Origin of the sequence: Methylobacterium aerolatum (assembly GCF_022179085.1) — a bacterium.
Lineage (GTDB): Bacteria > Pseudomonadota > Alphaproteobacteria > Rhizobiales > Beijerinckiaceae > Methylobacterium > Methylobacterium aerolatum.
Genome location: NZ_BPQE01000007.1, coordinates 17,862 through 39,779 on the forward strand (window position 1 = coordinate 17,862; position 21,918 = coordinate 39,779).

The 21,918-nt window shown below is 71.4% G+C and carries 21 protein-coding genes; 15 read left to right on the forward strand and 6 right to left on the reverse strand.

What is annotated here, in order from left to right; all coding sequences use genetic code 11:
• Positions 1-108 precede the first annotated feature (108 nt).
• Entirely contained in the window at positions 109-777 is a 669-nt protein-coding gene (locus MFF06_RS05065) for an HAD family hydrolase (protein ID WP_238201929.1), read from the reverse strand.
• Between the two features lie 196 nt (positions 778-973).
• Positions 974-1,333, reverse strand: a complete 360-nt coding sequence (locus MFF06_RS05070; protein WP_238201930.1) for a DUF2934 domain-containing protein — start codon at positions 1,331-1,333, stop codon at positions 974-976.
• Between the two features lie 291 nt (positions 1,334-1,624).
• Here MFF06_RS05070 and MFF06_RS05075 point away from each other — a divergent pair, with 291 nt between their 5' ends.
• From MFF06_RS05075 to MFF06_RS05125, 11 genes are all read left to right on the forward strand, one after another.
• Entirely contained in the window at positions 1,625-2,191 is a 567-nt protein-coding gene (locus tag MFF06_RS05075) for a NifU family protein (protein ID WP_238201931.1), read from the forward strand.
• A gap of 133 nt (positions 2,192-2,324) precedes the next feature.
• On the forward strand, positions 2,325-3,005 hold the full coding sequence (gene tsaB, locus MFF06_RS05080; RefSeq protein WP_238201932.1) for a tRNA (adenosine(37)-N6)-threonylcarbamoyltransferase complex dimerization subunit type 1 TsaB: 681 nt from the start codon (positions 2,325-2,327) through the stop codon (positions 3,003-3,005).
• Positions 3,002-3,520, forward strand: coding sequence for a GNAT family N-acetyltransferase (locus MFF06_RS05085; protein WP_238201933.1), 519 nt, complete (start codon positions 3,002-3,004; stop codon positions 3,518-3,520). The genes tsaB and MFF06_RS05085 overlap by 4 nt, the downstream gene beginning before the upstream one ends.
• A gap of 4 nt (positions 3,521-3,524) precedes the next feature.
• Positions 3,525-4,391 (forward strand): lysophospholipid acyltransferase family protein, encoded by an 867-nt coding sequence (locus MFF06_RS05090; RefSeq protein WP_238201934.1) that lies wholly within the window; start codon positions 3,525-3,527, stop codon positions 4,389-4,391.
• A gap of 76 nt (positions 4,392-4,467) precedes the next feature.
• Positions 4,468-5,805: a tRNA (N6-isopentenyl adenosine(37)-C2)-methylthiotransferase MiaB gene (gene miaB / locus MFF06_RS05095; RefSeq protein WP_238201935.1), complete on the forward strand. Its 1,338-nt coding sequence runs from the start codon at positions 4,468-4,470 to the stop codon at positions 5,803-5,805.
• Positions 5,806-5,830: 25 nt separating this feature from the next.
• Positions 5,831-6,937: a PhoH family protein gene (locus MFF06_RS05100; RefSeq protein WP_238201936.1), complete on the forward strand. Its 1,107-nt coding sequence runs from the start codon at positions 5,831-5,833 to the stop codon at positions 6,935-6,937.
• Positions 6,937-7,422, forward strand: a complete 486-nt coding sequence (gene ybeY / locus MFF06_RS05105; RefSeq protein ID WP_238201937.1) for an rRNA maturation RNase YbeY — start codon at positions 6,937-6,939, stop codon at positions 7,420-7,422. Before MFF06_RS05100 ends, ybeY begins: the two co-directional genes overlap by 1 nt.
• A 33-nt stretch (positions 7,423-7,455) precedes the next feature.
• Positions 7,456-8,589 carry a hemolysin family protein gene (locus MFF06_RS05110; RefSeq protein ID WP_238201938.1) on the forward strand — a complete coding sequence of 378 codons (1,134 nt, stop codon included), beginning with the start codon at positions 7,456-7,458 and terminating at the stop codon, positions 8,587-8,589.
• The gene (gene lnt, locus MFF06_RS05115; RefSeq protein WP_370876605.1) at positions 8,586-10,244 is read left to right on the forward strand and encodes an apolipoprotein N-acyltransferase; all 1,659 of its coding nucleotides are present in this window, start codon (positions 8,586-8,588) and stop codon (positions 10,242-10,244) included. The genes MFF06_RS05110 and lnt overlap by 4 nt, the downstream gene beginning before the upstream one ends.
• Entirely contained in the window at positions 10,241-11,530 is a 1,290-nt protein-coding gene (locus MFF06_RS05120; RefSeq protein WP_370876606.1) for a CynX/NimT family MFS transporter, read from the forward strand. Before lnt ends, MFF06_RS05120 begins: the two co-directional genes overlap by 4 nt.
• A gap of 128 nt (positions 11,531-11,658) precedes the next feature.
• On the forward strand, positions 11,659-12,345 hold the full coding sequence (locus MFF06_RS05125; protein WP_238201939.1) for a BA14K family protein: 687 nt from the start codon (positions 11,659-11,661) through the stop codon (positions 12,343-12,345).
• A gap of 100 nt (positions 12,346-12,445) precedes the next feature.
• Here MFF06_RS05125 and MFF06_RS05130 read toward each other — a convergent pair whose 3' ends face one another.
• Entirely contained in the window at positions 12,446-14,026 is a 1,581-nt protein-coding gene (locus MFF06_RS05130; RefSeq protein WP_238201940.1) for a catalase, read from the reverse strand.
• Positions 14,027-14,162: 136 nt separating this feature from the next.
• Here MFF06_RS05130 and MFF06_RS05135 point away from each other — a divergent pair, with 136 nt between their 5' ends.
• The 3 genes from MFF06_RS05135 (at position 14,163) to ilvA (ending at position 17,856) form a co-directional block, all read left to right on the forward strand.
• Positions 14,163-15,098, forward strand: coding sequence for a LysR substrate-binding domain-containing protein (locus tag MFF06_RS05135; protein ID WP_238201941.1), 936 nt, complete (start codon positions 14,163-14,165; stop codon positions 15,096-15,098).
• A gap of 70 nt (positions 15,099-15,168) precedes the next feature.
• Positions 15,169-16,227, forward strand: coding sequence for an AbrB family transcriptional regulator (locus MFF06_RS05140; RefSeq protein WP_238201942.1), 1,059 nt, complete (start codon positions 15,169-15,171; stop codon positions 16,225-16,227).
• Between the two features lie 93 nt (positions 16,228-16,320).
• Complete coding sequence (ilvA, locus tag MFF06_RS05145) at positions 16,321-17,856, forward strand: threonine ammonia-lyase, biosynthetic (RefSeq protein ID WP_238201943.1); 1,536 nt, start codon at positions 16,321-16,323, stop codon at positions 17,854-17,856.
• A gap of 3 nt (positions 17,857-17,859) precedes the next feature.
• Here ilvA and MFF06_RS05150 read toward each other — a convergent pair whose 3' ends face one another.
• From MFF06_RS05150 to MFF06_RS05160, 3 genes are read right to left on the reverse strand one after another with little or no spacing between them, the layout of a single operon-like run.
• On the reverse strand, positions 17,860-18,537 hold the full coding sequence (locus MFF06_RS05150) for an MgtC/SapB family protein (RefSeq protein ID WP_238201944.1): 678 nt from the start codon (positions 18,535-18,537) through the stop codon (positions 17,860-17,862).
• A 29-nt stretch (positions 18,538-18,566) separates the two neighbouring features.
• Positions 18,567-19,511 carry an EcsC family protein gene (locus MFF06_RS05155; protein ID WP_238201945.1) on the reverse strand — a complete coding sequence of 315 codons (945 nt, stop codon included), beginning with the start codon at positions 19,509-19,511 and terminating at the stop codon, positions 18,567-18,569.
• Positions 19,512-19,551: 40 nt separating this feature from the next.
• Positions 19,552-20,940, reverse strand: a complete 1,389-nt coding sequence (locus MFF06_RS05160; protein ID WP_238201946.1) for an AmpG family muropeptide MFS transporter — start codon at positions 20,938-20,940, stop codon at positions 19,552-19,554.
• Between the two features lie 227 nt (positions 20,941-21,167).
• Between MFF06_RS05160 and MFF06_RS05165 the strand changes: the two genes are divergently transcribed.
• Complete coding sequence (locus MFF06_RS05165; protein ID WP_238201947.1) at positions 21,168-21,854, forward strand: sensor histidine kinase; 687 nt, start codon at positions 21,168-21,170, stop codon at positions 21,852-21,854.
• Positions 21,855-21,918 lie beyond the last annotated feature (64 nt).

Below are 21,918 nucleotides of genomic sequence, written 5' to 3' on the forward strand. Positions count from 1 at the left end.
CCTTTCGCCGGCCCGGCGCCAGCCCCTCCGCCGACTTTTCCATAGCCGGCATCGGAGCGCGTGACCGCAGTGCAACATGCGATGGCGTGACGCATCGCGGCCGGACGTTCAGGCCGGCGAGAGGATCGGCGAGCGGTCGAAGCCCTCCAGAAGGTCCTGCGGATCCTTGTAAATCTCGACGCAGCCGGCCTCCGTGAGGCTGGCCTCGGGAAAGCCGCCGCAGAGGACGCCGATGGTCCGCAGCCCGGCTTTCCGGGCCGCCTCGGCGTCGTAGGGCGTGTCGCCGATCACGATCATGTCATCCTTGCCGATGCCGTCGAGCTTGTCGATGGCCGCCAGGAAGATGTCCGGATGCGGTTTCGAGTGGTCGGCATCGTCCGAACTCGTCGCCGCGTCCACGAGATCTGTCACGCCGAGGAGTTTCTGGTAATGCTCCACTTCGTCCTTCTTGCCGGACGAGGCCAGGGCGATGACGAGACCCTTGGCCTTGGCGCGCTCGAACAGGTCGCGCACGCCGGGGAACGGCCGGACGTGTTCGAGATACTTCCGTTTGAACAGGTCCGAGCGATACGCCTCGATCTCCTGGCCCTCGGCCTCGACCCGCTCCCTCGGCAGGAAGACCGGCATGAGCTGGTCCCCGCCCTTGCCGATCTGGCGCCGGGCATCTTCCTCCTTCACCTCGACGCCGAAGTGCCGGAACGCCTCGGCCCAGGCGCGGGCGTGGAGATCGACACTGTCGAGAAGGGTGCCGTCGATATCGAAGATCAGTGCGCGCATCGAACGACCTGTCGTCCCTTCTGGCTCGGGGACCGGACGATCCGCCCACACCCGCGCCGACAACCGGCGGTCACGGGGTGCGTTCCGTGCTCCGGAACGGACGAGGCCCGCGCCGGTGCCGGAGCGGGCCTCGCTGGTCTTGGATCGGATCGCGTCAGGGCGCGATCCGGGAGGGCTCATGGCCGTGGCTGGCGCCTCAGTGCAGCGCCGCGCGGGCGCGGGCCGGCTTGGCCTTCTCGGCGGAGGCCGCCGCGACGGTCGCGGTCGAAGCCTTCGGCTTCGCGGCCTTGCGTGCGGTGGTGGCCGGAGTCGCGGCCTTGGCGGGGGCCGCCGACTTGACCGGCGCCGGCGACTTGGCGGCCGGGGCGGCCTTCGCGGCGAGCTTGGCGACCTTCTCGGCGCCCTCGGCCTTGCGGGCCGCCTTCTTGGCAGGCGCCGCCGCGGTCAGCTCGGCCTCGGCCCGCAGCCAATGGATGTCGGCCTGGCCGTGGACCCGGCCTTCGCCTTCCCAGATGAAGTAGGCGCGCTCGCGCACCGCCTGTTCGTTGATCTGCATCTCGCTCCTCCGTCCGAATTCGCGACGGGAGCGTCCGCAGCCCCGCGAATTCTTCCCCGCGCCCTCTCCGACGTCCCGAAAACCGGTCCCGTCCGAGGGCGCCCCTGAATTGGACGATCGATCCGGCCGGTTAAGCACCGGTTAACGATGCGCTGGCGCAGCCCCGCCATGGTCGGCACGCATCCCGGCGGTTGAGAAATGCCGCCGGCCGGTCCACATGGACGGTGGTGCGCCCGCAGGCGTGCCATGTCCTTCCCCACCGGCCTTGAACCGGTGAAGCGGAGCCTCACGATGTTCATTCAGACAGAAGCCACGCCGAACCCCGCGACCCTGAAGTTCCTGCCCGGCCGGGTCGTGCTGCAGGATCAGACCTTCGAGGCGCGGGACGCCGGGGCCGCCGCCCGGTCGCCGCTGGCCTCCGCGCTCTTCGCGGTCCCGGGCGTGTCGGGCGTCTATTTCGGCCACGACTTCATCTCCGTGACGAAGGCCGAGGACGGGTCCGAGTGGCCCCAGGTGAAGCCCGCCGTGCTCGGCGCCATCATGGAGCATTTCCAGTCCGGCGCCCCGGTGCTGAGCGAGGCCGCCGCCGCCCACGACGAGGCGGGCGAGGAATTCTACGACGAGGGCGACCACGACACGGTGGTGACGATCAAGGACCTGCTCGAGACGCGCGTCCGTCCCGCCGTGGCGGGCGATGGCGGCGACATCACCTTCCGGGGCTACAAGGACGGCATCGTCTACCTCGAGATGAAGGGAGCCTGCTCGGGCTGCCCGTCCTCGACGGCGACCCTGCGCCACGGCGTGCAGAACTTGTTCCGCCACTTCCTGCCGGAGGTCCGCGAGGTCCAGGCGGTCTGAGCCGTCGGCTGGCCGGCGCAAGGCGGCCACACCCGCGACGAGACAGGGGACAGGACGTCCCGACGGCGCTGACGATGGAGCGGAACTGCTCTATGCCTCATCGTCCGCGCCCGTCGGCGCAAAGGGAGACGGCGTGCGAATCCTGGCCATCGACACAGCCCTCGAAACCTGTGCGGCCTGCGTGAGCGGCGACGGGGCCGTGGAGCCCCTCGCCGGGGAATCGCTCCCGATGGCGCGCGGCCATGCCGAGGCGCTGTTGCCGCTGATCGAGCGTGTGCTGGCCCGGGTGGAGGGCGGCTTCGCGGGCCTCGACAGGATCGCGGTGACGGTCGGGCCCGGCAGCTATACCGGGCTGCGCGTCGGCCTCTCGGCGGCCCGCGCCATCGGCCTCGCCACGGGGCGCCCCGTCGTCGGGGTCGGCACCCTCTCGGCCCTCCTCGCCCCCCTGCTGGCGGATGTCGCCGATGGCACGCTGGCCGCCGCCATCGATGCGCGCCACGGGGCGGTCTACGTCCAGGCCCTCACCACCGGCTCCGGCGACGGCTTGGCGCCCGCCCACCTTCCCGTCGCCGAGGCGGCCGAACGGATCGGGCCCGGACCCGTCACCCTCGTCGGGTCAGGCGCACCGCTCCTGGCGGAGGCCCTGGCCGCGCGGGGCATCACCGCCACCGTGGTCAGCACCGATGCCCCGGACATCGCCGCCGTGGCACAACTCGGCATGGTCGCGGATCCCACCCAGGCCCTGCCCCGCCCCCTCTACCTCCGCGGTCCGGATGCCCGGCCGCAGGACCACGCCCGCGTCGCACGCCGATGAACCGACCCGCCTTCCCGTTCTGGCCGATGGAGTGGTGGATGGCGTGGTGGGACGCGCTGACGCCGCCGCCCAGCTACGCGCCTCTCACCGACGCCGCCCAGTCCCCTGCCCTCGCCCGCCTGCACGCCACGGCCTTCGCCCGGCCCTGGGACACGCACGAGTTCGAGCGCATCCTGTGCGAGCGCTCGGCCTTCGCCCACGGTCTGTGGCGCGGGGGAACGCTTCAGGGCTTCGTGCTGTCGCGCCGGGCGGCGGACGAGGCGGAGATCCTCACGGTGGTGATCGCCCCCGCCATGCGCGGCGGCGGCCACTCCCGGGGGCTGCTGCGGCGGCACCTCGACGGGCTGGCCCAATCCGGCGTGCGGCGCGTCCACCTCGAGGTCGACGAGGGAAACGCGCCGGCCCTCAAACTCTACAACCGCCTCGGCTTCACGCAGGTCGGCACGCGCACCGGATATTACGGCAAGGCCGATGGCAGCCGGGCGACCGCGCTGACCATGGCGACCGACCTCTGACCACGTGGGCCGCGTCTCCCTCGCCCTGCGCGTTGCCGCCCTGGCGCTCGCCTTCGGCATCCTGGCGCCGGCGCATCTCTTCATCCTGAGGGTGCTGAAGCGGCCCTCCGGCGCGGTGCCGGTCCTGTTCCACCGGGCATTCCTGCGCCTGTTCTCTGTGCGGATCACCCAGAGCGGCACGCCCCCCGCGCCGGGCGAGGCGGCCCTCGTGCTCGCGAATCACGTCTCCTGGCTCGATATCTCCGCGATCGGATCCCTTTGTCCGCTTTCCTTCGTGGCGAAGTCCGAGATTGCCGGGTGGCCGGTGATCGGCTCCCTCGCCGCGATGCAGCGGACACTGTTCATCGACCGTGCCCGCCGGGGCGCCACCGCCACGGTCAGCCAAGCCATGGGGCATCGCCTCGCCAACGGCGAACTGGTGGTCCTCTTCGCCGAGGGCACGACGGGGGACGGGACGCGGCTGCTGCCGTTCCGCTCCTCCCTGGTGGGAGCCGCACGGGCGGCCCTGCAGGGCGAGGGCGATGCCGGGCGGGTGCGACTGCAACCGCTCGCCATCACCTATCCCCGCCGCAACGGATTGCCCGTCGTGCGCTCCGAGCGGGCCGAGATCGCATGGTACGGCGACATGGAGCTGGCGCCCCACCTCGCCGCCTTCGTCAGGGGCGGGCCGATCGACGTGCATGTCGTGTGGGGAACCCCGATCGTGTTCGAGCCCGGCAGCGACCGCAAGCGCGCCACCGCCGCCGCCGAGGCGGAGGTGCGCCGGGCGATCCAGGGCGTGGTGACGGGGCGCCCCGCGCGCGGGACCGCTTCGAGCCCGTCTCCTGTAACGGCGGAAGTCGATCCCGTGGCCGGGCTCTCCGCGGCCTGACCGCCGCGCGATTCTGTGCTAGAGGCCCCGTACCGAGCTGTTCGCTCCCCGCCCGCCCCGAACCGGACCCGGCCCGTTGAAGAAAGCCTACGTCAAGTCCTACGGCTGCCAGATGAATGCCTACGATGCGGCCCGCATGGCCGACGTCCTGGGAGCCGAAGGTTACGCCGCCGCCGACAGCGCGGAGGATGCCGATGTCATCATCCTCAACACCTGCCACATCCGTGAGAAGGCGGCGGAGAAGGTGTATTCGGAACTCGGCCGCCTGCGCGTCCTGAAGGCGGAGCGCCGGGCCGAGGGGCGCGATACGCGAATCGTCGTGGCCGGCTGCGTCGCCCAGGCCGAGGGCGCTGAGATCCAGGCCCGCCAGCCCGCCGTGGACGTGGTCGTCGGCCCGCAGAGCTATCACCGCCTGCCGGACCTCCTCGCCCGCTCCCGCAGTGGGCGGGTCGTCGACACGGAATTCCCCATCGAGGACAAGTTCGACCACCTGCCCGCGCGCCGGGGCCTCGGCCCGTCGGCGTTCCTGACGGTGCAGGAGGGCTGCGACAAGTTCTGTGCCTTCTGCGTGGTGCCCTACACCCGCGGCGCGGAGGTCTCGCGCCCGGCCGCCGCCGTGCTGGAGGAGGCCGCCCGCCTCGCCGCCGGCGGGGTCCGCGAGGTCACCCTCATCGGCCAGAACGTCAATGCCTATCACGGGGCCGGGGCGGACGGCGCGCCGGTGAGCCTCGCCGCCCTGATCCGGGAGGTCGCGCGGATCCCGGGCCTGTCCCGCATCCGCTACACGACCAGTCACCCGAACGACTTCGGCGACGACCTCGTGCGCGCCCACGCCGAGATCCCGGCGCTGATGCCCTACCTGCACCTGCCCGTGCAGTCGGGCTCCGACCGGGTGCTCGCCGCCATGAACCGGAAGCACACGGCCGACGCCTACCGCCGCCTTGTGGACCGGGTGCGGGCGGCCCGCCCCGACATCGCCCTGTCGTCAGACTTCATCGTCGGGTTCCCCGGCGAGACGGATGCCGACTTCGCGGACACGCTGACCCTCGTGCGCGACATTGGCTTCGAGAGCGCCTTCTCGTTCAAGTACAGTCCCCGGCCCGGCACGCCCGCCGCCGAGTGGGGCGATCAGGTGCCCGAGGCCGTCATGGCCGAGCGCCTCGCCGAGCTGCAACGCGTGCTGGACGCCCGGCGCCACGCCTACCAGAAATCGGCGGAGGGGCAGGTCTTCGACGTTCTGGTGGAGAAGGCCGGGCGCCATCCGGGGCAGGTGGCAGGCAAGACGCCGCACCTCCTGGCAGTGCAGTTCGACGCCCCGCAGGACCATATCGGACGGATCGTGCCGGTTCGGATCACCGAGGCCGGCGCCAACAGCCTGTTCGGCGCGCTTCTTCCGGAGGCCGCCGCCGCGTGAGGACGTCGATCGTGAGAAGCTGCGCTTGAGTGCGACGGATGGAGGACGCGGGGCCGGCTCTCCGCGCGGACGGGCCCCCGGTTTCGGCCGCCCCGGCGCGGACGAGGCGGTGGAGGTGCCGCTGACCTTCGACGACAACCGCCTCGCGAGTCTCGTCTTCGGCCAGTACGATCAGAACGTCGCGCATATCGAGCGGCGCCTCGGGATCACGGCGACGGCGCTCGGCAATCACCTCGTCATCAAGGGGCCAGCCGACTCCGCCGAGATGGCCCGACGGGCCTTCCAAAAACTCTATGCCCGGGTCCGCTCCGGCGGCAGCGCGCTGAGCCTCGGCGACGTCGACGGGGCCATCCGTGAGGCGACCGCGCAGGCCACCCTGTTCCCGGCGGCAGAGATCGCGGCGCAAGCCGACAAGCCGCATTTCGATCAGATCGCCACACGGCGCAAGGGCGCCGTCCGCGCCCGCAACCAGGCGCAGGACGCCTACATCAAGGCGCTCCGCAGCAACGAGCTGGTCTTCGCCGAAGGGCCCGCCGGGACGGGCAAGACCTGGCTCGCGGTGGGGCACGCGGTGTCCCTCTTGGAGCAGGGGCACGCCGAGCGGCTGATCCTCTCGCGCCCCGCCGTGGAGGCGGGCGAGCGCCTCGGCTTCCTGCCCGGCGACATGCGCGAGAAGGTCGATCCCTACCTGCGCCCGATCTACGACGCTCTCTACGACTTCATGGAGGCCCGGCACGTGGACCGGGGGCTGGAGACCGGCACGATCGAGATCGCGCCCCTCGCCTTCATGCGCGGGCGGACCCTGACCAACGCCGTGGTGCTCCTCGACGAGGCGCAGAACACCACCTCCATGCAGATGAAGATGTTCCTCACCCGCCTCGGCGAGGGATCGCGGATGATCGTCACCGGCGATCCGAGCCAGATCGACCTGCCGCCGGGGCAGAAGTCGGGCCTCGTGGAGGCCGTGCAGGTCCTCGACGGGGTCGAGGGGATCGGACGCGTGACCTTCAAGGACGTGGACGTGGTGCGCCACGACCTCGTCCGCCGCATCGTCACCGCCTACGAGCGCGCCTCCCACGGCGAGGGCGAGGCCGACCGCAATCCCAACCCCCGGCGGCGGCCGCTGGCGTGATGGCCGTGCACGACATCGACATCGCGGTGGAGGACGACCGCTGGTCCGGGTCCGTCCCGGACCTCGAATCATGCGTGGCCCGCGCGGTGGAGGCCGGGCTCGCCGCCATCCCCGACGGGCCGGACGGCCCCGTGGAGGTGAGCATCCTGCTGGCCGACGACGCGACTGTCCAGGATCTGAACAAGAACTGGCGCGGCAAGGACAAACCCACGAACGTGCTGTCCTTTCCGGCCGCCCCGCAGCCGGTCCCGCCGGGCTGTCCCACGCCGCTGGGCGACGTTGTCCTTGCCTACGAGACGATGGTGCGCGAAAGTGCCGAGCAGGGAAAGCCGCTCCAGAATCACCTCGCCCACCTCCTCGTCCATGGAATCTTGCACCTTGCCGGCCAGGACCATGAACGGGGCGACACCGAGGCCGAGGCCATGGAAGCCCTCGAAGTCGCCGCGCTGGCGACCCTGGGCATCCCCGATCCCTATTCCGAGTGAGCGGGCGACCACCCCTTCCCAGATCAGAGAGACATGAGCAACGATCGAAGTCGCGGCGCGGCCCAGGCCGCGCCGAATGCCTCCGAGGCCGACGCCCCCCAGCGGGAGCCCTGGTACGACCGCCTGCTTCAGGCCTTGCACCTGAAGCCGAGGGAAACGCTCCGTGAGGGCCTGGAAGAGGCCCTTTCGGAGCCCGACGAGAGCGAGACGGGCCTCTCCCCCCTCGAGCGGGCGATGCTCAAGAACGTGCTGGGCCTGCACAAGGTGCGGGTGGACGACGTGATGATCCCGCGTGCGGACATCGTGGCCGTCTCCAACGAGACCAGCCTCGGCGATCTGCTCAAGCAGTTCCGGACGGCCGGGCATTCCCGCCTCCCGGTCTACGGCGACACCTTGGATGACCCGCGCGGCATGGTGCACATCCGCGACCTCGTGGATTTCCTGGCCGCCAAGGCCGAGCCGAGCCGCCGTGCCGCGCCCCCACGGGCGGCGCCGGCCGCGACCGAGGGTGAGGCCGTCGCCGTGGAGGCCGCCGCGGCGCGCCCGCGCCGGGTGACCCCGCGCCTGCCCCGCGCCCTCGACCTCGGCAAGGTCGATCTCTCCATCACGCTGGCTGCCGCCCGGATCCAGCGCCCGGTCCTGTTCGTCCCGCCCTCCATGCCGGCCATCGACCTGCTGGTGCGGATGCAGGCGACGCGAACCCACATGGCCCTCGTCATCGACGAGTATGGCGGCACCGATGGGTTGATTTCTATCGAGGACCTGATCGAGGTCGTGGTCGGCGACATCGAGGACGAGCACGATGTGGCGGAGGCGAGCCAGGTCCAACGGGTCGAGGGCGAGGGCGACGTGTTCGTGGCCGACGCCCGCGTCCCCCTCTCCGAGGTCTCGGAGGCGACGGGGATCGACCTCGCCGCCGCCGTGGGCGAGATGGCGGAGGAGATCGACACCCTCGGCGGGATGATCGTCACGCTCGCCGGGCGCGTCCCCTCGCGGGGCGAGTTGATCACCGGCCCGGCCGACCTCGAATTCGAGGTGCTCGACGCCGATCCCCGGCGCCTCAAGCGCCTCCGCTTCCAGAGGGGCCCGGCCCGCATCACGGCGGTCGTCCCCCTCGCGCTGCCGCCGCCCTCCAACCCGTCGGTCGCCGAGACCCCGCGCCCGTGAGGGTCGGGGCCGGGGGCGCCGTGGGCCGCACCGGGGCGCGGGGCGTTTCCGCAGGCGTCGCGGGGCGGATCGCCGGGATTTCCGGCTGGCGGCGGCTTGGACTGGCGTGGCTCTCCGGCGCCCTGGGCGCCGCCGCGATGCCGCCCTACGGCCTCCTCTCGGCCCTGGCGGTCTCCCTGACCCTCGCGGTCTGGCTGGCGGATGGGGCCGTGGCGGATCGCACCGGGATCCGGCGCCTCGGCCCTGCCTTCCTCGTGGGCTGGGCCTGGGGTTTCGGCTACCTCACGGCGGGCCTGTGGTGGCTCGGCTCGGCCTTCCTCGTGGAGGCCGACGAATTCCTCTGGGCGCTCCCCCTCGGGGTGATCGGCCTGCCCTTCGGGCTCGGCCTCTTCTACGGCGCCGGCTTCTCCGTGGCCGGGCTCCTGTGGAGCCGTGGGCCGGGGCGGGTCGCTGCCCTCGGCTTCGGACTGGCGGGGGCGGAATGGCTACGCGGCCACGTCCTCACCGGCTTCCCGTGGAATACGCTGGGCATGGCGCTGGGCCAGAACCTGTGGCTGATGCAGGGCGCGTCGGTGCTGGGTCTCTACGGACTCACGGTCCTGGCGGTGCTGATCTGTGCCGCGCCGGCGACGATCCTCGACCGGGGCTCCGTCCTGCGCCGGTTCGCGCCGCCCGCCCTCGCGGCGGCGGCGCTCGCATGCCTCGCCCTGGCGGGCGCCGGGCGGATCGGCGGGGCCGACGCACCGGTGACGGGCGTCCGCCTGCGCCTCGTCCAGCCCAACATCCCGCAGGATGCGAAGTTTCGGCCGGAGAACCGTGACGGCATCGTCGAGCGCTACGTGGCCCTGACCCGGCAGCCCCCGGCGGCGGGCGAGCCGGAGCCGACGCATATCGTCTGGCCCGAATCCGCCTTTCCCTTCCTGGTGCAGCGCGACCCCGACGCGCTGGCGACGATCGCGGCCGGCCTGCAGCCGAAGAAGCTCCTCCTGACCGGCGCGGCCCGCGCCTCCGAGGCGCTGCCGGGCGAGCGCCCGCGCATCTACAACGCCATCCTGGTGATCGAGCCCGACGGGACGATCACCGACAGCTACGACAAGGTGCATCTGGTCCCCTTCGGCGAGTACCTGCCCGGCTTCCTCGACGGGGCGTTGCGGGCCATCGGCCTGCGTCAGTTCGTATCCCTGCCGGGCGGCTTCTCCGCCGGCTCGCCCCACGACCAGCGGATCCTGACGGTGCCGGGCCTGCCGCCCGTGGTGGCGACGATCTGCTACGAGGCGATCTTCCCAAGAGCGATCCGCCCGCACACGCCACCTGCCGGGGCGCGGGCCACGCCCGGCCTGATCCTGAACGTGACGAACGACGGCTGGTTCGGCGACACGCCGGGGCCGCGCCAGCACCTCGCCCAGGCGCGCCTGCGGGCCGTGGAGGAAGGTTTACCCCTTGTCCGTGACGCGAATACGGGCATTTCCGCGGTGATCGATCCCCATGGGCGGATCCTCGCCCGGACGGCCATCGACACGGAGACGGTATTGGACGCGGATCTCCCCTCGCCGCTCGACGGCGGGACCCTGTACGCGCGGTTCGGCGACCTTCCCTTCGCGGCGATGCTGGCGCTCTGCCTCGGCTGCGCGCTGGTCGGGCGGCGCGAATCGTGACGCTGCGCGAGCCGCGGGGCGGCCACGGGGCGGCCCGCGACGACACCGACGGGCACGATCCGAAACCCGAGGACGGTGGAAGCCGCAGCGTGCCCGGCCGGAACCGGTCCTGGCAGGGGCCGATCCTCGGCCTCGCCATGATGCTCGTCGCCTTCAACCTGCGGCCCGCCCTGAGCACCGTGGGTCCGCTCCTTGCCCATATCCGCGAGGCGACGGGGCTTTCGACCACGGCGGCGGCCATCCTGACGACGCTCCCGGTACTCTGCCTCGGCGTGGCCTGCGCCCTCGCCTCGCCCCTGATCCGGCGGCTGGGGCCAGATCGCGGCGTCCTCGCGGGCATGGTCCTCGTGGCCGTCGGCCTCGCCACCCGGGGCATCGAGACCGTGCCCGCCCTCTTCGTGGGCACCGCCATCGCCGCGTTCGGCATCGGCTTCGGCAACGTCCTCCTGCCCGCCCTGGTGAAGCGCGACTTCCCGGAGAGCGGCGGCGTCATGACCGGGCTCTACACCATGACGCTCTGCCTCGGCGCCGCAGCCGGGGCCGGGGCGGCGGTTCCGGTGGAGGCGGCGGTGGGCGGCTGGCCGGGGGCGCTCGCCGTGTGGGCGATTCCCGCCTGCCTCGCCGCGGTGCTCTGGCTTCCCTTCGCTGGCCGCAGCGGACCGGGGCGTCCGCCCGAGGCGGGGCGCCTCCTGCGCGATCCCCTGGCATGGCAGGTGACCGGCTTCATGGGGTTGCAGTCCTCCCTGGCCTACATCCTGTTCGGCTGGCTGCCGCTGCTGCTTCAGGGGCGAGGACTCGACCCCTTCCACGCGGGGCTGACGGCCTCCTTCGTCACCCTGTGCCAAGCCCCCGGCGCCCTCGTGACGGCGATGCTCGCGGCCAAGGCGAAGGACCAGCGGCTCTGGGTGGTCGGAGTCCCCGCCCTGGCGGCGGCGAGCTTCCTGCTCCTGGCCTTCGGACCTCCGGTGCTCCAGTTGCCCGCCTCCGTCGGCCTCGGCTTCGCCGTCGGCGGCTGCTTCGGCCTCGCCCTCACCCTCATCGTCCTCCGGGCCGCCGATGCGGCGAGCGCCGCGGGCCTCTCCGCGATGGCGCAGGGAATCGGCTACGCCTTCGCGGCCCTCGGGCCCCTGGCCTTCGGCCTCGCCCACGAGGCGACGGGCGGATGGGGGCTCGCGGGCGCGCTGTTCACCGCGATCACGGTGGCGGCCACCCTGTTCGGGTTGCCGGCCGGGCGCCCCCGCACCGTCGCCGCCGTGGGATCGGGCTCGGGCGCGCAAAGCCGCTGAAAAGGGCTGATTGCCTCCGTTCTGCGCAGTCGGCGAGGCCCGGATCGACGCAGGCCGACGCTTTTGGTCGATCCAAAGGCGATCTCGCGCGTTCACCCGCCAAGAAGCATCCTTTCATGGTGGATTGAATGACCCGTCAATTTCTCGGCCTCGCCGCTGCGGCGGCTCTGATCATCGGCCTCGCGCCGGTGGCGGCCTCGGCCGGCCAGGGCAATGCCCTCTCCGGCGGCTTCGCCGGTTCCGGTCCCGGCGGCAGCGTCGGCGGCTTCAGCCGCGGCGGCTTCGCGGGCGGTGGTTTCAACCGCGGTGCCATCGGCGGCGGCGGTTTCAACCGCGGCGGCCTCGCGGCCGGCGGCTTTAATCGCGGTGTCGGCATCGGCGGCGCAGGCTACGGCTTCAATCGCGGCTACGGCTTCAATCGCGGCTACGGCTTCAACCGGGGCTACGGATACAACCGTGGTTATGGGTACCGCCGCGGCTACGGCAGCGGCATCGGCCTGGGGCTCGCCGGCTTCGGTGTCGGCCTCGCGGCGGGCAGCCTCTATGGCGGCTACGGCGGCTATGGCGGCTACGGTTACGGCTACCCGGCGGCCTATGGCTATGATGACGGCTACTACGGCAGCGAGTACGGCCCGGCTGGCTACTACGCCCCCGCCGGATACGCGCCCGCAGGCTACGCCACGGAGACGGTGACCGTGTCCAGCGGCGGCAGCGACCGCGATGCCATCGCGGCCTGCGCCGCCCGCTTCAAGACTTACGACCCGCAGACGCAGACCTATATCGGCAAGGGCTACGTTCGCCGTTCTTGCCCGTAGTAACTTCAGCATCCGACAATGAAAGAAGCCCCGCGCGGTCCTGCCGCGCGGGGCTTCTCCATTCCGGTGACCCGGCCAGGGGCCGGGCCTCGGTCTTGCGTTACTCGGCGGCGACCTTGTGGGCCGACTCCGTGTAGGTCTCGGGCGGCAGGCGCTTGCCGGGGGCGGCACGACCCGGCAGCGGCGGCAGGGCCTTCGCCTTCTCCAGATCGATCCCGGCGCCCTCGGCGACGCGACGGCCGTAATCCTCGTCGGCGTGCCAGAAGTGCCAGACCATCCGAAGCTGGATCGGCTCCGGGCACTGCTTCATGTCGGCCACGAGGTTAGCGATCAGGTCGTCACGCTCCCAAGTCTCGAAGGACCGGTAACGCACGCCCGCCTGGGCGTAGTCGTCCTCGGTGCGCGAGGCTTGGTAACGGCCGAGCTTACCCTCCACCGGCTGGTGGTAATCCTTGCGCTTCGGCGCCTCGGCGAGGCCCTCGCCGAGGGTCGAGGGCTCGTAGTTGATGTGCCGGTTACGGCCCGTGCCATCGACCCCGTAAGTCATCTGGCCGTCGCGCTGGTTGGAATAGACCTTGACGCCCGGCTGCGGCGCGTTGATCGGCAGTTGCAGATAGTTGGCGCCGACCCGGTAACGCTGCGTGTCCGAGTAGGACAGCGTCCGGCCCTGGAGCATCTTGTCGTCCGAGAAGTCGATGCCGTCGACCAGGACGCCGGTACCGAAGGCCGACTGCTCGACCTCCGCGAAGAAGTTGTCCGGCACCCGGTCCAGGACCATCCGGCCGCAGGGAAGCAGCGGGAAATCCTCGACGGGCCAGAGCTTGGTATCGTCCAGCGGATCGAAGGAGAGGTGGTCGTTCGGGCCGTCAGGCATGATCTGCACGGCGAACTCCCACTCGGGGAAGTTGCCGGCCTGGATGTTATCGTACAGGTCGCGGGTCGCGTGGCCGACATCCTTGGCCTGGATCTCGGACGCCTGCTGCGAGGTGAGGTTGCGGACGCCCTGCTTCGGTATCCAGTGGAACTTGCAGAGCACCGCCTCGCCCTGGTCGTTGACCAGCTTGTAGGTGTTGACGCCCGAGCCTTCCATCTCGCGATAGTTCGCCGGGATGCCCCAGGGCGACTTCAGGTGCGTGACCATGTGGATCGCTTCGGGGTGCTGAGCCACGAAGTCGAAGAAGCGCCACGCCTCCTGCCGGTTCGTCACCGGATCAGGCTTGAAGGCGTGGATCATGTCGGGAAACTTGATCGCGTCGCGGATGAAGAACACCTTGAGGTTGTTCCCCACGAGGTCCCAGTTGCCGTCGACGGTCTTGAACTTCACGGCGAAGCCGCGCGGGTCACGCTCGGTCTCCGGCGACTCCTTGGCGCCCGCCACCGTCGAGAAACGCACGAACATCGGGGTCTTCACGCCGGTCTCGTTGAGGACGCGGGCGCGGGTGTACTTCGAGGCCGGCTCGTCGCCGATCTTGCCGTAGGCCTCGAACCAGCCGTGGGCGCCGGCGCCGCGGGCGTGCACGACACGCTCCGGGATCCGCTCGCGGTCGAAATGGGTGATCTTTTCGATGAACTGGTAGTTCTCGAGGGTCGCCGGGCCGCGCTCGCCGACGGTGCGCGTGCTCTGGTTGTCGCGGACGGGGTGGCCCTGCCGGGTCGTCAGAATCGGGCGCTGATCGCTCATTCGTCTCTCTCCTCGCGGCCGTCACGGCCGAAGCGGCGGCGACGTCCCTACACTGGAACCGTTGCGGGTGGGGTTATGGACCCAGGCCTACCATCTGACAAATGCATCGTCGCAAAGGTTATGATAGGCTGAGCCTATGAATCTATCCGGCCTGTCCCTGCGAGACCTCGAATACGTCGTCGCCGTCGCCGACGAGGGGCATTTCGGCCGGGCGGCGGAGCGCTGCAACGTCAGCCAGCCGACCTTGAGCGTGCAGGTCCGCAAGTTGGAGGGAGCGCTCGGCCTCACCCTGTTCGAGCGGTCGAACCGGCGGGTGCTGCTGACGGAGGCCGGACAGGCCATCGTCCGGCAGGCGCGGACCGTGCTGGCGGAGGCCCAGCGCCTCCTCGCCCTGGCGACGGAGGGCCGCGGCTCGCCGCTCACGGGGCGCCTCATGCTGGCGGCGATCCAGACGCTGGGGCCGTACTTCTTCCCGCTGATCCTGCGGCCGCTGCGATCCGCCTTCCCCCTGCTGTCCCTGTCGCTGATCGAGTCGCGCACCGCCGACATTCTCGATGGGCTGCGCGAGGGGCGGATCGATGCGGCCCTCGTCTCCCTGCCGGTGAACCAGGGCGGCCTCTCCCTCTCGCCGCTGTTCGTCGAGCCGTTCCACCTCGCCTGCCCGGCGGAGCACGCCCTGGCCAAGGGCGGCGCCCTCGCGGCGGGCTCGATCGCCGGGCCGGACCTTCTCCTGCTGGACGAGGGCAATTGCCTGCGGGATCAGGCCATCGCCGCCTGCGGGGCCGGCTCGTCGGCGGGCCGGCACGCCACCAGCCTGGAGACGCTGCGGTCGATGGTGGCGGCGGGGGCGGGCTACACGCTCCTCCCGGCGCTCGCGGCCCCGGTGAAAACCGATCCGAGCGGCCTCACCGTGATCCGCGCCTTCGACGTGGACGGGCCGGGCCGCACCGTCGCACTGGCGTGGCGGGCGAGCGACCCACGGGCCGCCGGCCTTGCCCATCTCGCCGCGTTCTTCCGCGCCCACGCGCCGGAGGGGACGTTGGCCTGCCGCGACGAGGCGTTTGCCGCGTGACAGCCCGGCGCCGGGAGTGTAGCGCCGGGATCGCCCGCCACCTCCGGCGGGACTCTCCCGAACGCCCGCCGTGCCATCTCTCCGCACCATCGGTCTCTGGGGCGCGCTCGTCGCGGTCTCGGGTGCCCTCGCCGTCGGGCTGACCCTCGCCCGGTTTCCGGCGGCCCTCCTCCTCGGACCGATGCTCGCGGCCATCGCCTTCGGCGTCTCCGGGGCCCGCATCGCCGTGCCCCGCTGGGGCTTCCTCGCCGCACAATCGCTCATCGGCTGCCTCGTCGCCCACGCGGTGACCGGCCAGATCGCGCAGACGCTGTTCGAGGACGGGCCGCTCATCGTCGCCGTGGTCCTCGTCACCGTCGCCGTCTCCGGCCTCGTCGGCTGGGTGCTCACCCGCCTGAGGATCCTGCCCGGCACCACGGCGGCCTGGGGCTCCTCGCCCGGCGGCGCCTCGGCAATGGTGGCCATGGCGGAGGATTTCGGGGCGGACCCCCGGCTCGTCGCCTTCATGCAGTACGTCCGTGTGGCGGCGGTGGTGTTCTCGGCCTCCCTGGCGGCCCGGTTCCTGATGCAGGGCGCTCCCGCCGGCGCGGCGGCGGGGGCTGGCGAAGCTTCGGAGGCGAGCTCCATCCTGGCGACCCTCGCCGTCGCCGTCGTCGGCGCCCTGGTGGCGATCAGGCTTCGGATCCCGGCGGGCGCCCAGATCGGCCCGATGGTGCTCGGCTCCGTGCTGCACGCCACCGGCCTGCTGCGCATGGCCCTGCCGGTAACCCTCCTCGAACTCGCCTATGCCTGCATCGGCTGGTACGTCGGCCTGCGCTTCACCCGCGAGACGCTGCGCCTCACCATGACGGCCCTGCCCGGCATCCTCGCGGCGACCTTCGCGGTGATCGCGCTCTGCGCGGGCTGGGGTTTCCTCCTGACGCTGCTCCTGCCCATCGACCTGCTCACGGCCATCCTCGCCACCAGCCCCGGCGGCCTCGATTCGGTGGCGATCATCGCCGTCGGTTCCCAGGCGGACGTCTCCTTCGTCCTCGCGGTGCAGACCCTGCGGCTGTTCGTGGTGCTGATCACCGGGCCGCTCCTGGCGAAGTGGATCAGCCGCTCGGTGCCCGGCAGCCCGGCGTCATAGGGACGCGACGGCGGGGAGCCGCGTCCTCCGAACGGCAGCCCCGACGCCACCGGCCTCGCCTCGCGGGGCGGAAGGGGCTATGGCGCGGGGATCATGTCCGATCCCGCGCCGACCACCGACTACATCAAGAAGATCCTGACCGCCCGCGTCTACGACGTGGCGATCGAGAGCCCCCTCGATCCGATGCCGCGCCTCTCGGGCCGGCTCGGTCGGTCGATTCTCCTGAAGCGGGAGGATCTCCAGCCGGTCTTTTCGTTCAAGCTGCGCGGCGCCTACAACAAGATGTCGGGGCTCGACCCGGCGCAGATCGCCCGCGGCGTGGTCTGCGCCTCGGCGGGTAACCATGCGCAGGGCGTGGCGCTGGCCGCGGCCAAGCTCGGTGCGCGGGCGGTGATCGTGATGCCGCGCACCACGCCGTCGATCAAGGTGGATGCCTGCCGGGCGCGCGGCGCCGAGGTCGTGCTTCACGGCGACGCCTTCGACGAGGCCCTGGCCGAGGCCCGCCGCCGGGAACACGAGGAGGGACTGACCTTCCTCCACCCCTTCGACGATGCCGAGGTGATCGCCGGCCAGGGCACCATCGGCAAGGAGATCCTGCAGCAGCACACCGCCCCCATCGAGGCGATCTTCGTGCCGGTGGGCGGCGGCGGCCTCGCCGCCGGGATCGCCACCTTCGTGAAGTATCTGCGGCCGGAGACGAAGGTCATCGGCGTCGAGCCGGAGGACGCGGCCTGCATGAAGGCCGCGCTGGCGACGGGCGCCCTGGTGGACCTGCCCTCCGTCGGCCTGTTCGCCGACGGCGTGGCCGTGCGCCGGGCCGGCGAGGAAACCTTCCGCCTCTGCCGCCAAAACCTCGACGAGGTGATCACCGTCGATACCGACGCGATGTGCGCGGCGGTGAAGGACATCTTCGACGACACCCGCGCCGTCTCCGAGCCGTCCGGGGCGCTCAGCCTCGCCGGGGCCAAGCTCTACGCCGAACGCGAGGGCGGGACGGGCACCCTCGTCGCCGTCTCCTCCGGCGCCAACCTGAACTTCGATCGCCTGCGCCACATCGCCGAGCGGGCCGAGATCGGCGAGCAGCGCGAGGTTCTGCTCGGCGTCACCATCCCCGAGCGGAAGGGCGCCTACCGCGCCTTCATTAACGCGCTGGGATCGCGGGCCATCACCGAGTTCAACTATCGGCAGGCGCCCGGGATGGAGGCGCAGATCTTCGTCGGCATCAATCTGAGCGGCGGGAAGCGGGAGAAGCAGGAGCTGATCGGATCGCTCCGCGAGGGCGGCTACCGCGTCCTCGACATGAGCGACAACGAGATGGCCAAGGTCCACGTCCGCTACATGGTCGGCGGGCGCAGCACCGGCCTCGCCCACGAGCGCCTGTTCCGCTTCCAGTTCCCGGAGCGGCCCGGCGCGCTGGTGAAGTTCCTCGATGCCCTGGCGCCGGACTTCGACATCACCCTGTTCCACTACCGGAACCACGGCGCCGACTACGGCCGCGTGCTCGCGGGCATCGCCGTGCCGCCCGTCGATCAGGCGCGGTTCGAGGCGGCCATCGAGGCGCTGGGCTATCCCGCCACCGACGAGACTGACAACCCGGCCTACCGCCTGTTCCTCGACGGGGCCGCCTGAGGATCAGCCCTCCGCCGTCTCCACCCGGACGACGTCCGGCGACGCGCGCAGCTTGGCCTCCAGCGTGCGGATCGTCGCGGGCGGCAGGCGGGAGAAATGCACCGTGGCGATCTCCAGATCCGGATCCTCGGCCGGCGCCAGGATGAACTGCCGGATCCGCGAGGCGTGCTCGCCCGTCAGCCCGTGCAGGCTCTCCACCGACAGCGTGCCCCGTTTCACGGTGAGGCGCAGTCCGTGGCCCCGCTGGCGGTCCCGCCACCGCTCCTCGAAGGGTTTGATGCCCGCCAGGATGCCGATCACCAGACCTGTGGTCGCGAGGGCGGGGACGTAGAGCCCGCTGCCCACCGCGAGGCCGACGGCGGCCACGGCCCAGAGGCTCGCAGCGGTGGTGAGCCCCTTCACGACCTCGCCGCGCAGCAGGATCGTCCCGGCTCCCAGGAAGCCGATGCCGGACACCACCTGCGCCGCGATCCGCGACGGATCGAGAACGACGCCCGGCGTGCCCTGGACGTCCTTGAAGCCGTAGGCCGAGACCAGCATGATCAGGCAGGCGCCGACGCAGACCAGCATGTGCGTGCGCAGGCCGGCCGCCCAGAGCAGGCGCTCGCGCTCCAACCCGACGATGCTGCCGAACAGGGCGGCCAGGGCGAGCCGCAGGATCATTTCGCCGTTGCCGATCACGGCGGCTCCTCCTTCCGTCCGCTCGCGCCTCAGGCCGGGCCGAGGGCGACCTTCTCGATCTCGTAGGCGGCCCGCACGGCCGGCGCCCCGTAGGTCCGCTCCAGGCGGCGGATGATGAAATGCGCCCGCGCCGTCGATTGGAAGTGGTTCATGAAGGCGGTGTTGACCGCCGCGCCCCCGACCGCGCCGAGGATCGGCACTGCCTGGGCGGCCACCTTTTCCGACACGACGATGCCGAAGCGGGCCGCGACCTGACTGGCGAATCGCACCAGCGCCGAGCTCGACTGGTCGAGGAGCGCGATGCTGCCGGCGTAGCGTGTCGCCTCGGCCATGGTCTTGGCGAGCGCCGCGCGGACGGCGAAGTACCCGCTCTCCGTCAGGGCGGCGCCGGTCTCGCCCGACACCGCAAGCTTGCCGCCGCCCAGGGCGAAGACCTGGATGCAGGACAGGGCGCCCTCCGGCGTGTTCAGGTTCTCCCCTTCCTCCCGGGCGATCTCGGCGATGGAGCGGAGCATCAGCGTCGTGGAGACGGGCAGCTCGACCGCGAGGGTCGCGAGGCCGAAGGCGCCGCCCACGGCGCCCGACACGGCGGCCAGGGCCCGGTGCTTCGCCTCGTTCGAGCCGAACAGCCAGTGCAGCCGTCCCTCGGCCTTGGGTGGGAGGACGGGCACGGTTCCGCCCGCGGCGGTCTCCGCTGCCTCCTTGGGCAGGGTCGCAAGGGCGACGCGAATCGCTCCGCGCAGGGCGACCTCGGTGGTCCGCCCCACCGCATCCATCACCGGCGTCGGCAAGCTGCGCCCGAGCATCTCGATCGGCGCGCCCGCCGCCGCGGTCAGGCGCGCGGCGAGGCCGGGCCGTTCGAGGGCGAGCACCGCACGGCGCAACGCCGCCAGATCCTCGTCCCGCAGGGTGGGCGCCCCCTGATCGGCGGCGGGCAGGATCTCCCCGCTCAGGATCACATCGCCGCTACTCATGGCTCGCTCTACTCCAGTGAGCTGCACGTCCGGCCGACCCTCAGGCCGTCTTCGGCTCCGGGGCCGCTGTCCTTGCGGGGGAAGGAAGCGGGGGAACGCCCGGCGGGTTCCCCGCCGCGGACTCTTCGGGACGCGGGGCGGCCTCGCCCGTCCGGTGTCCCACGGCCCAGCACAGGGCGAGCACCGGCAGGCCGATGAGCGAGGTGAGGATGAAGAAGCCGGGGTAGCCGATCGCCGCAACGATGAAGCCGGCCGACCCGGCGATGAGCTTGCCCGGCAAGGCGTACAGCGAGGAGAACAGCGCGTACTGGGTCGCCGCGAAGGCGGGGCTCGTAAGGCTCGACATGTAGGCGATCAGCACGATGCCCGCGAAGGACCCGCAGAAGTTCTCGATGGAGATCGCGACGGTGAGCCGCCAGATCTCCGGCGCCCCCGCCGAAAGCCATGCGAAGGACAGGTGCGAGGCCGCCGCGAGGAAAGCGCCCAGCACCAGGGTCCGGTACAGGCCGAGCCGGGCCAGGGCCCAGCCGCCGACGAACCCGCCCGCGATGCCGACCCAAACGCCGTAGAGCTTCGAGACGGTGGCGATCTCCTTCAGGTCGAAGCCGAGGGTCCGGTAGAGCGGGCTCGCCATCACGCCGGAGAGGAAGTCCGGGAGCCGGTAGAGCGCCACAAGAAGCAGGATCGCGTAGAGGACCGGCCCGAAGCGACCGCGCAACTCGGTCAGCGGCTCCAGCAGGGCCCGGCGGACGGACCAGAGCCGCGAAGCGGGCTCCGCCTCCGTCCGAACCCGGGGGCGGTCGTAGGGCGGGGCCAGCAGGGCCGCCGCGAGGCCGATCATCATCAGGCCGGCCATGCTGAGATAGGCGACCTGCCAACCCCCCGAGGCGGCGATGAAGAGCGCCCCCGCCCCCGCCGAGATGAGGCCGAGGCGGTAGCCGAGGTTCGAGGTCGCGGCGAGGATGCCCTGGAAATCGCTGCCGGCGGCGTCGATGCGCCAGCCGTCGATCACCACGTCCTGGCTGGCGGCACAGAAGGCCACGAGGAACGCCCCGAGGCCGAGCAGGGCGAGGCTGGTCTTCGGATCGGCGAAGGCCATGAGGACGAGGCAGAGGGCCGTGGCGACCTGTGTCGTCACCATCCAGGCCCGGCGACGGCCGAGGAGCCGGGTCAGGACGGGCACGTCCATCCGGTCGATCATCGGCGCCCACAGGAATTTCAGCGAGTACGGCAGCGCCACGTAGCTGAACAGCCCGATGGCCTTCACGTCGATATCGGAGAAGGCCAGGCGCAGGGTGAAGGTGCCGAGCACGAGGAGCAGCGGCAGCCCGGAGGAAAATCCCAGCGCGAGCATCAGCACGATGCGCCGGTCCTCGACGATATCGCGCCAGCGGAAGCGTCGGGAGGTTGGGGTGGATGCGGGCGGCATCGATTCGATCTCCTCGGCCTCGGCGGCCTTCCCTCGCGCGAAGGCCCATCGCGAGCTATCCCTGGCGGGGATGCGGCAATGCACCGCACCACCGCCGCGCTTGCGGGTTCACGGGAAGATGATGGTCAATATATCCTTAACGAGCCTTTTACTCCCGAGCGGCGGCAACCGGAGGGCGGGACATTCCGGATGAGGCTGTGAGTATCGGGCCGGAGCATGGCGCTCCTGTGGCTCCATCCCCCGGAACGGCCGAGGACGAGTTCGAGCGCTGCCTCACCGAGCGCACGGCGCAGCTTCGTGAGGCGCTCGACCGCCAGACGATGCTTTTGCGGGAGGCTGGGCACCGCGTCGCCACCAACCTGCAGGTGATCGCCTCGCTGATGGTCCTCAAGGCGCGGCGGACGCAGGAGGGTGAGGCCCGCCTCGCCCTGGAGGGCATGGCCGACCGGATCGGCGCCCTCGCCGTCGCCCACCGCCTCGTCGGGACCGAGGACAGTCTTGCCCGCTTCGCCCTCGCGGAGCTGGCCGAGGGCCTGATCGGAGAGATCGGCGCCGGCCTCGCCGATGACCGGGTCCGGCTGGCGACGGAGATCGGCATGGTCGCGCTTCCCGCGGCGATGGCCTCTCCCCTCGCCCTGACGATCCAGGAGCTGCTCTCCAACGCCGTCCGGCATGCCTATCCCGGCGACCGGCAGGGCGAGGTCCGGGTTCTCGGCCGTCTCGTGGACGACGCGCTCCACCTGGAGATCCGCGACGATGGGATCGGCATCGACGCCACGGCGGTGAACCGGCAGGGCTTCGGCCGCAGCCTCGTGGAAATGATCGCGCGTCAGGTGGGCGGAACGGTCGCCTGGAGCGACGCCGAGCCGGGGACGCGGGTGGTCCTCACCATCCCGGTGGCGCCGGGGGCATGAGCAAGCCGCTGGCCAATCTCGAGTTTTGACGGCGAAGCCATGCGCTTCCTGCCGTCGATCGCAT

Excerpts from the sequence above, each read along its gene's own strand:
- MFF06_RS05065 (WP_238201929.1), bottom strand. The coding sequence starts at position 777 with ATGCGCGCACTGATCTTCGATATCGACGGCACCCTTCTCGACAGTGTC.
- MFF06_RS05070 (WP_238201930.1), bottom strand. The coding sequence starts at position 1,333 with ATGCAGATCAACGAACAGGCGGTGCGCGAGCGCGCCTACTTCATCTGG.
- MFF06_RS05075 (WP_238201931.1), top strand. The coding sequence starts at position 1,625 with ATGTTCATTCAGACAGAAGCCACGCCGAACCCCGCGACCCTGAAGTTC.
- MFF06_RS05085 (WP_238201933.1), top strand. The coding sequence starts at position 3,002 with ATGAACCGACCCGCCTTCCCGTTCTGGCCGATGGAGTGGTGGATGGCG.
- ybeY (WP_238201937.1), top strand. The coding sequence starts at position 6,937 with ATGGCCGTGCACGACATCGACATCGCGGTGGAGGACGACCGCTGGTCC.
- MFF06_RS05110 (WP_238201938.1), top strand. The coding sequence starts at position 7,456 with ATGAGCAACGATCGAAGTCGCGGCGCGGCCCAGGCCGCGCCGAATGCC.
- MFF06_RS05125 (WP_238201939.1), top strand. The coding sequence starts at position 11,659 with ATGACCCGTCAATTTCTCGGCCTCGCCGCTGCGGCGGCTCTGATCATC.
- MFF06_RS05130 (WP_238201940.1), bottom strand. The coding sequence starts at position 14,026 with ATGAGCGATCAGCGCCCGATTCTGACGACCCGGCAGGGCCACCCCGTC.
- MFF06_RS05135 (WP_238201941.1), top strand. The coding sequence starts at position 14,163 with ATGAATCTATCCGGCCTGTCCCTGCGAGACCTCGAATACGTCGTCGCC.
- ilvA (WP_238201943.1), top strand. The coding sequence starts at position 16,321 with ATGTCCGATCCCGCGCCGACCACCGACTACATCAAGAAGATCCTGACC.
- MFF06_RS05155 (WP_238201945.1), bottom strand. The coding sequence starts at position 19,511 with ATGAGTAGCGGCGATGTGATCCTGAGCGGGGAGATCCTGCCCGCCGCC.
- MFF06_RS05160 (WP_238201946.1), bottom strand. The coding sequence starts at position 20,940 with ATGCCGCCCGCATCCACCCCAACCTCCCGACGCTTCCGCTGGCGCGAT.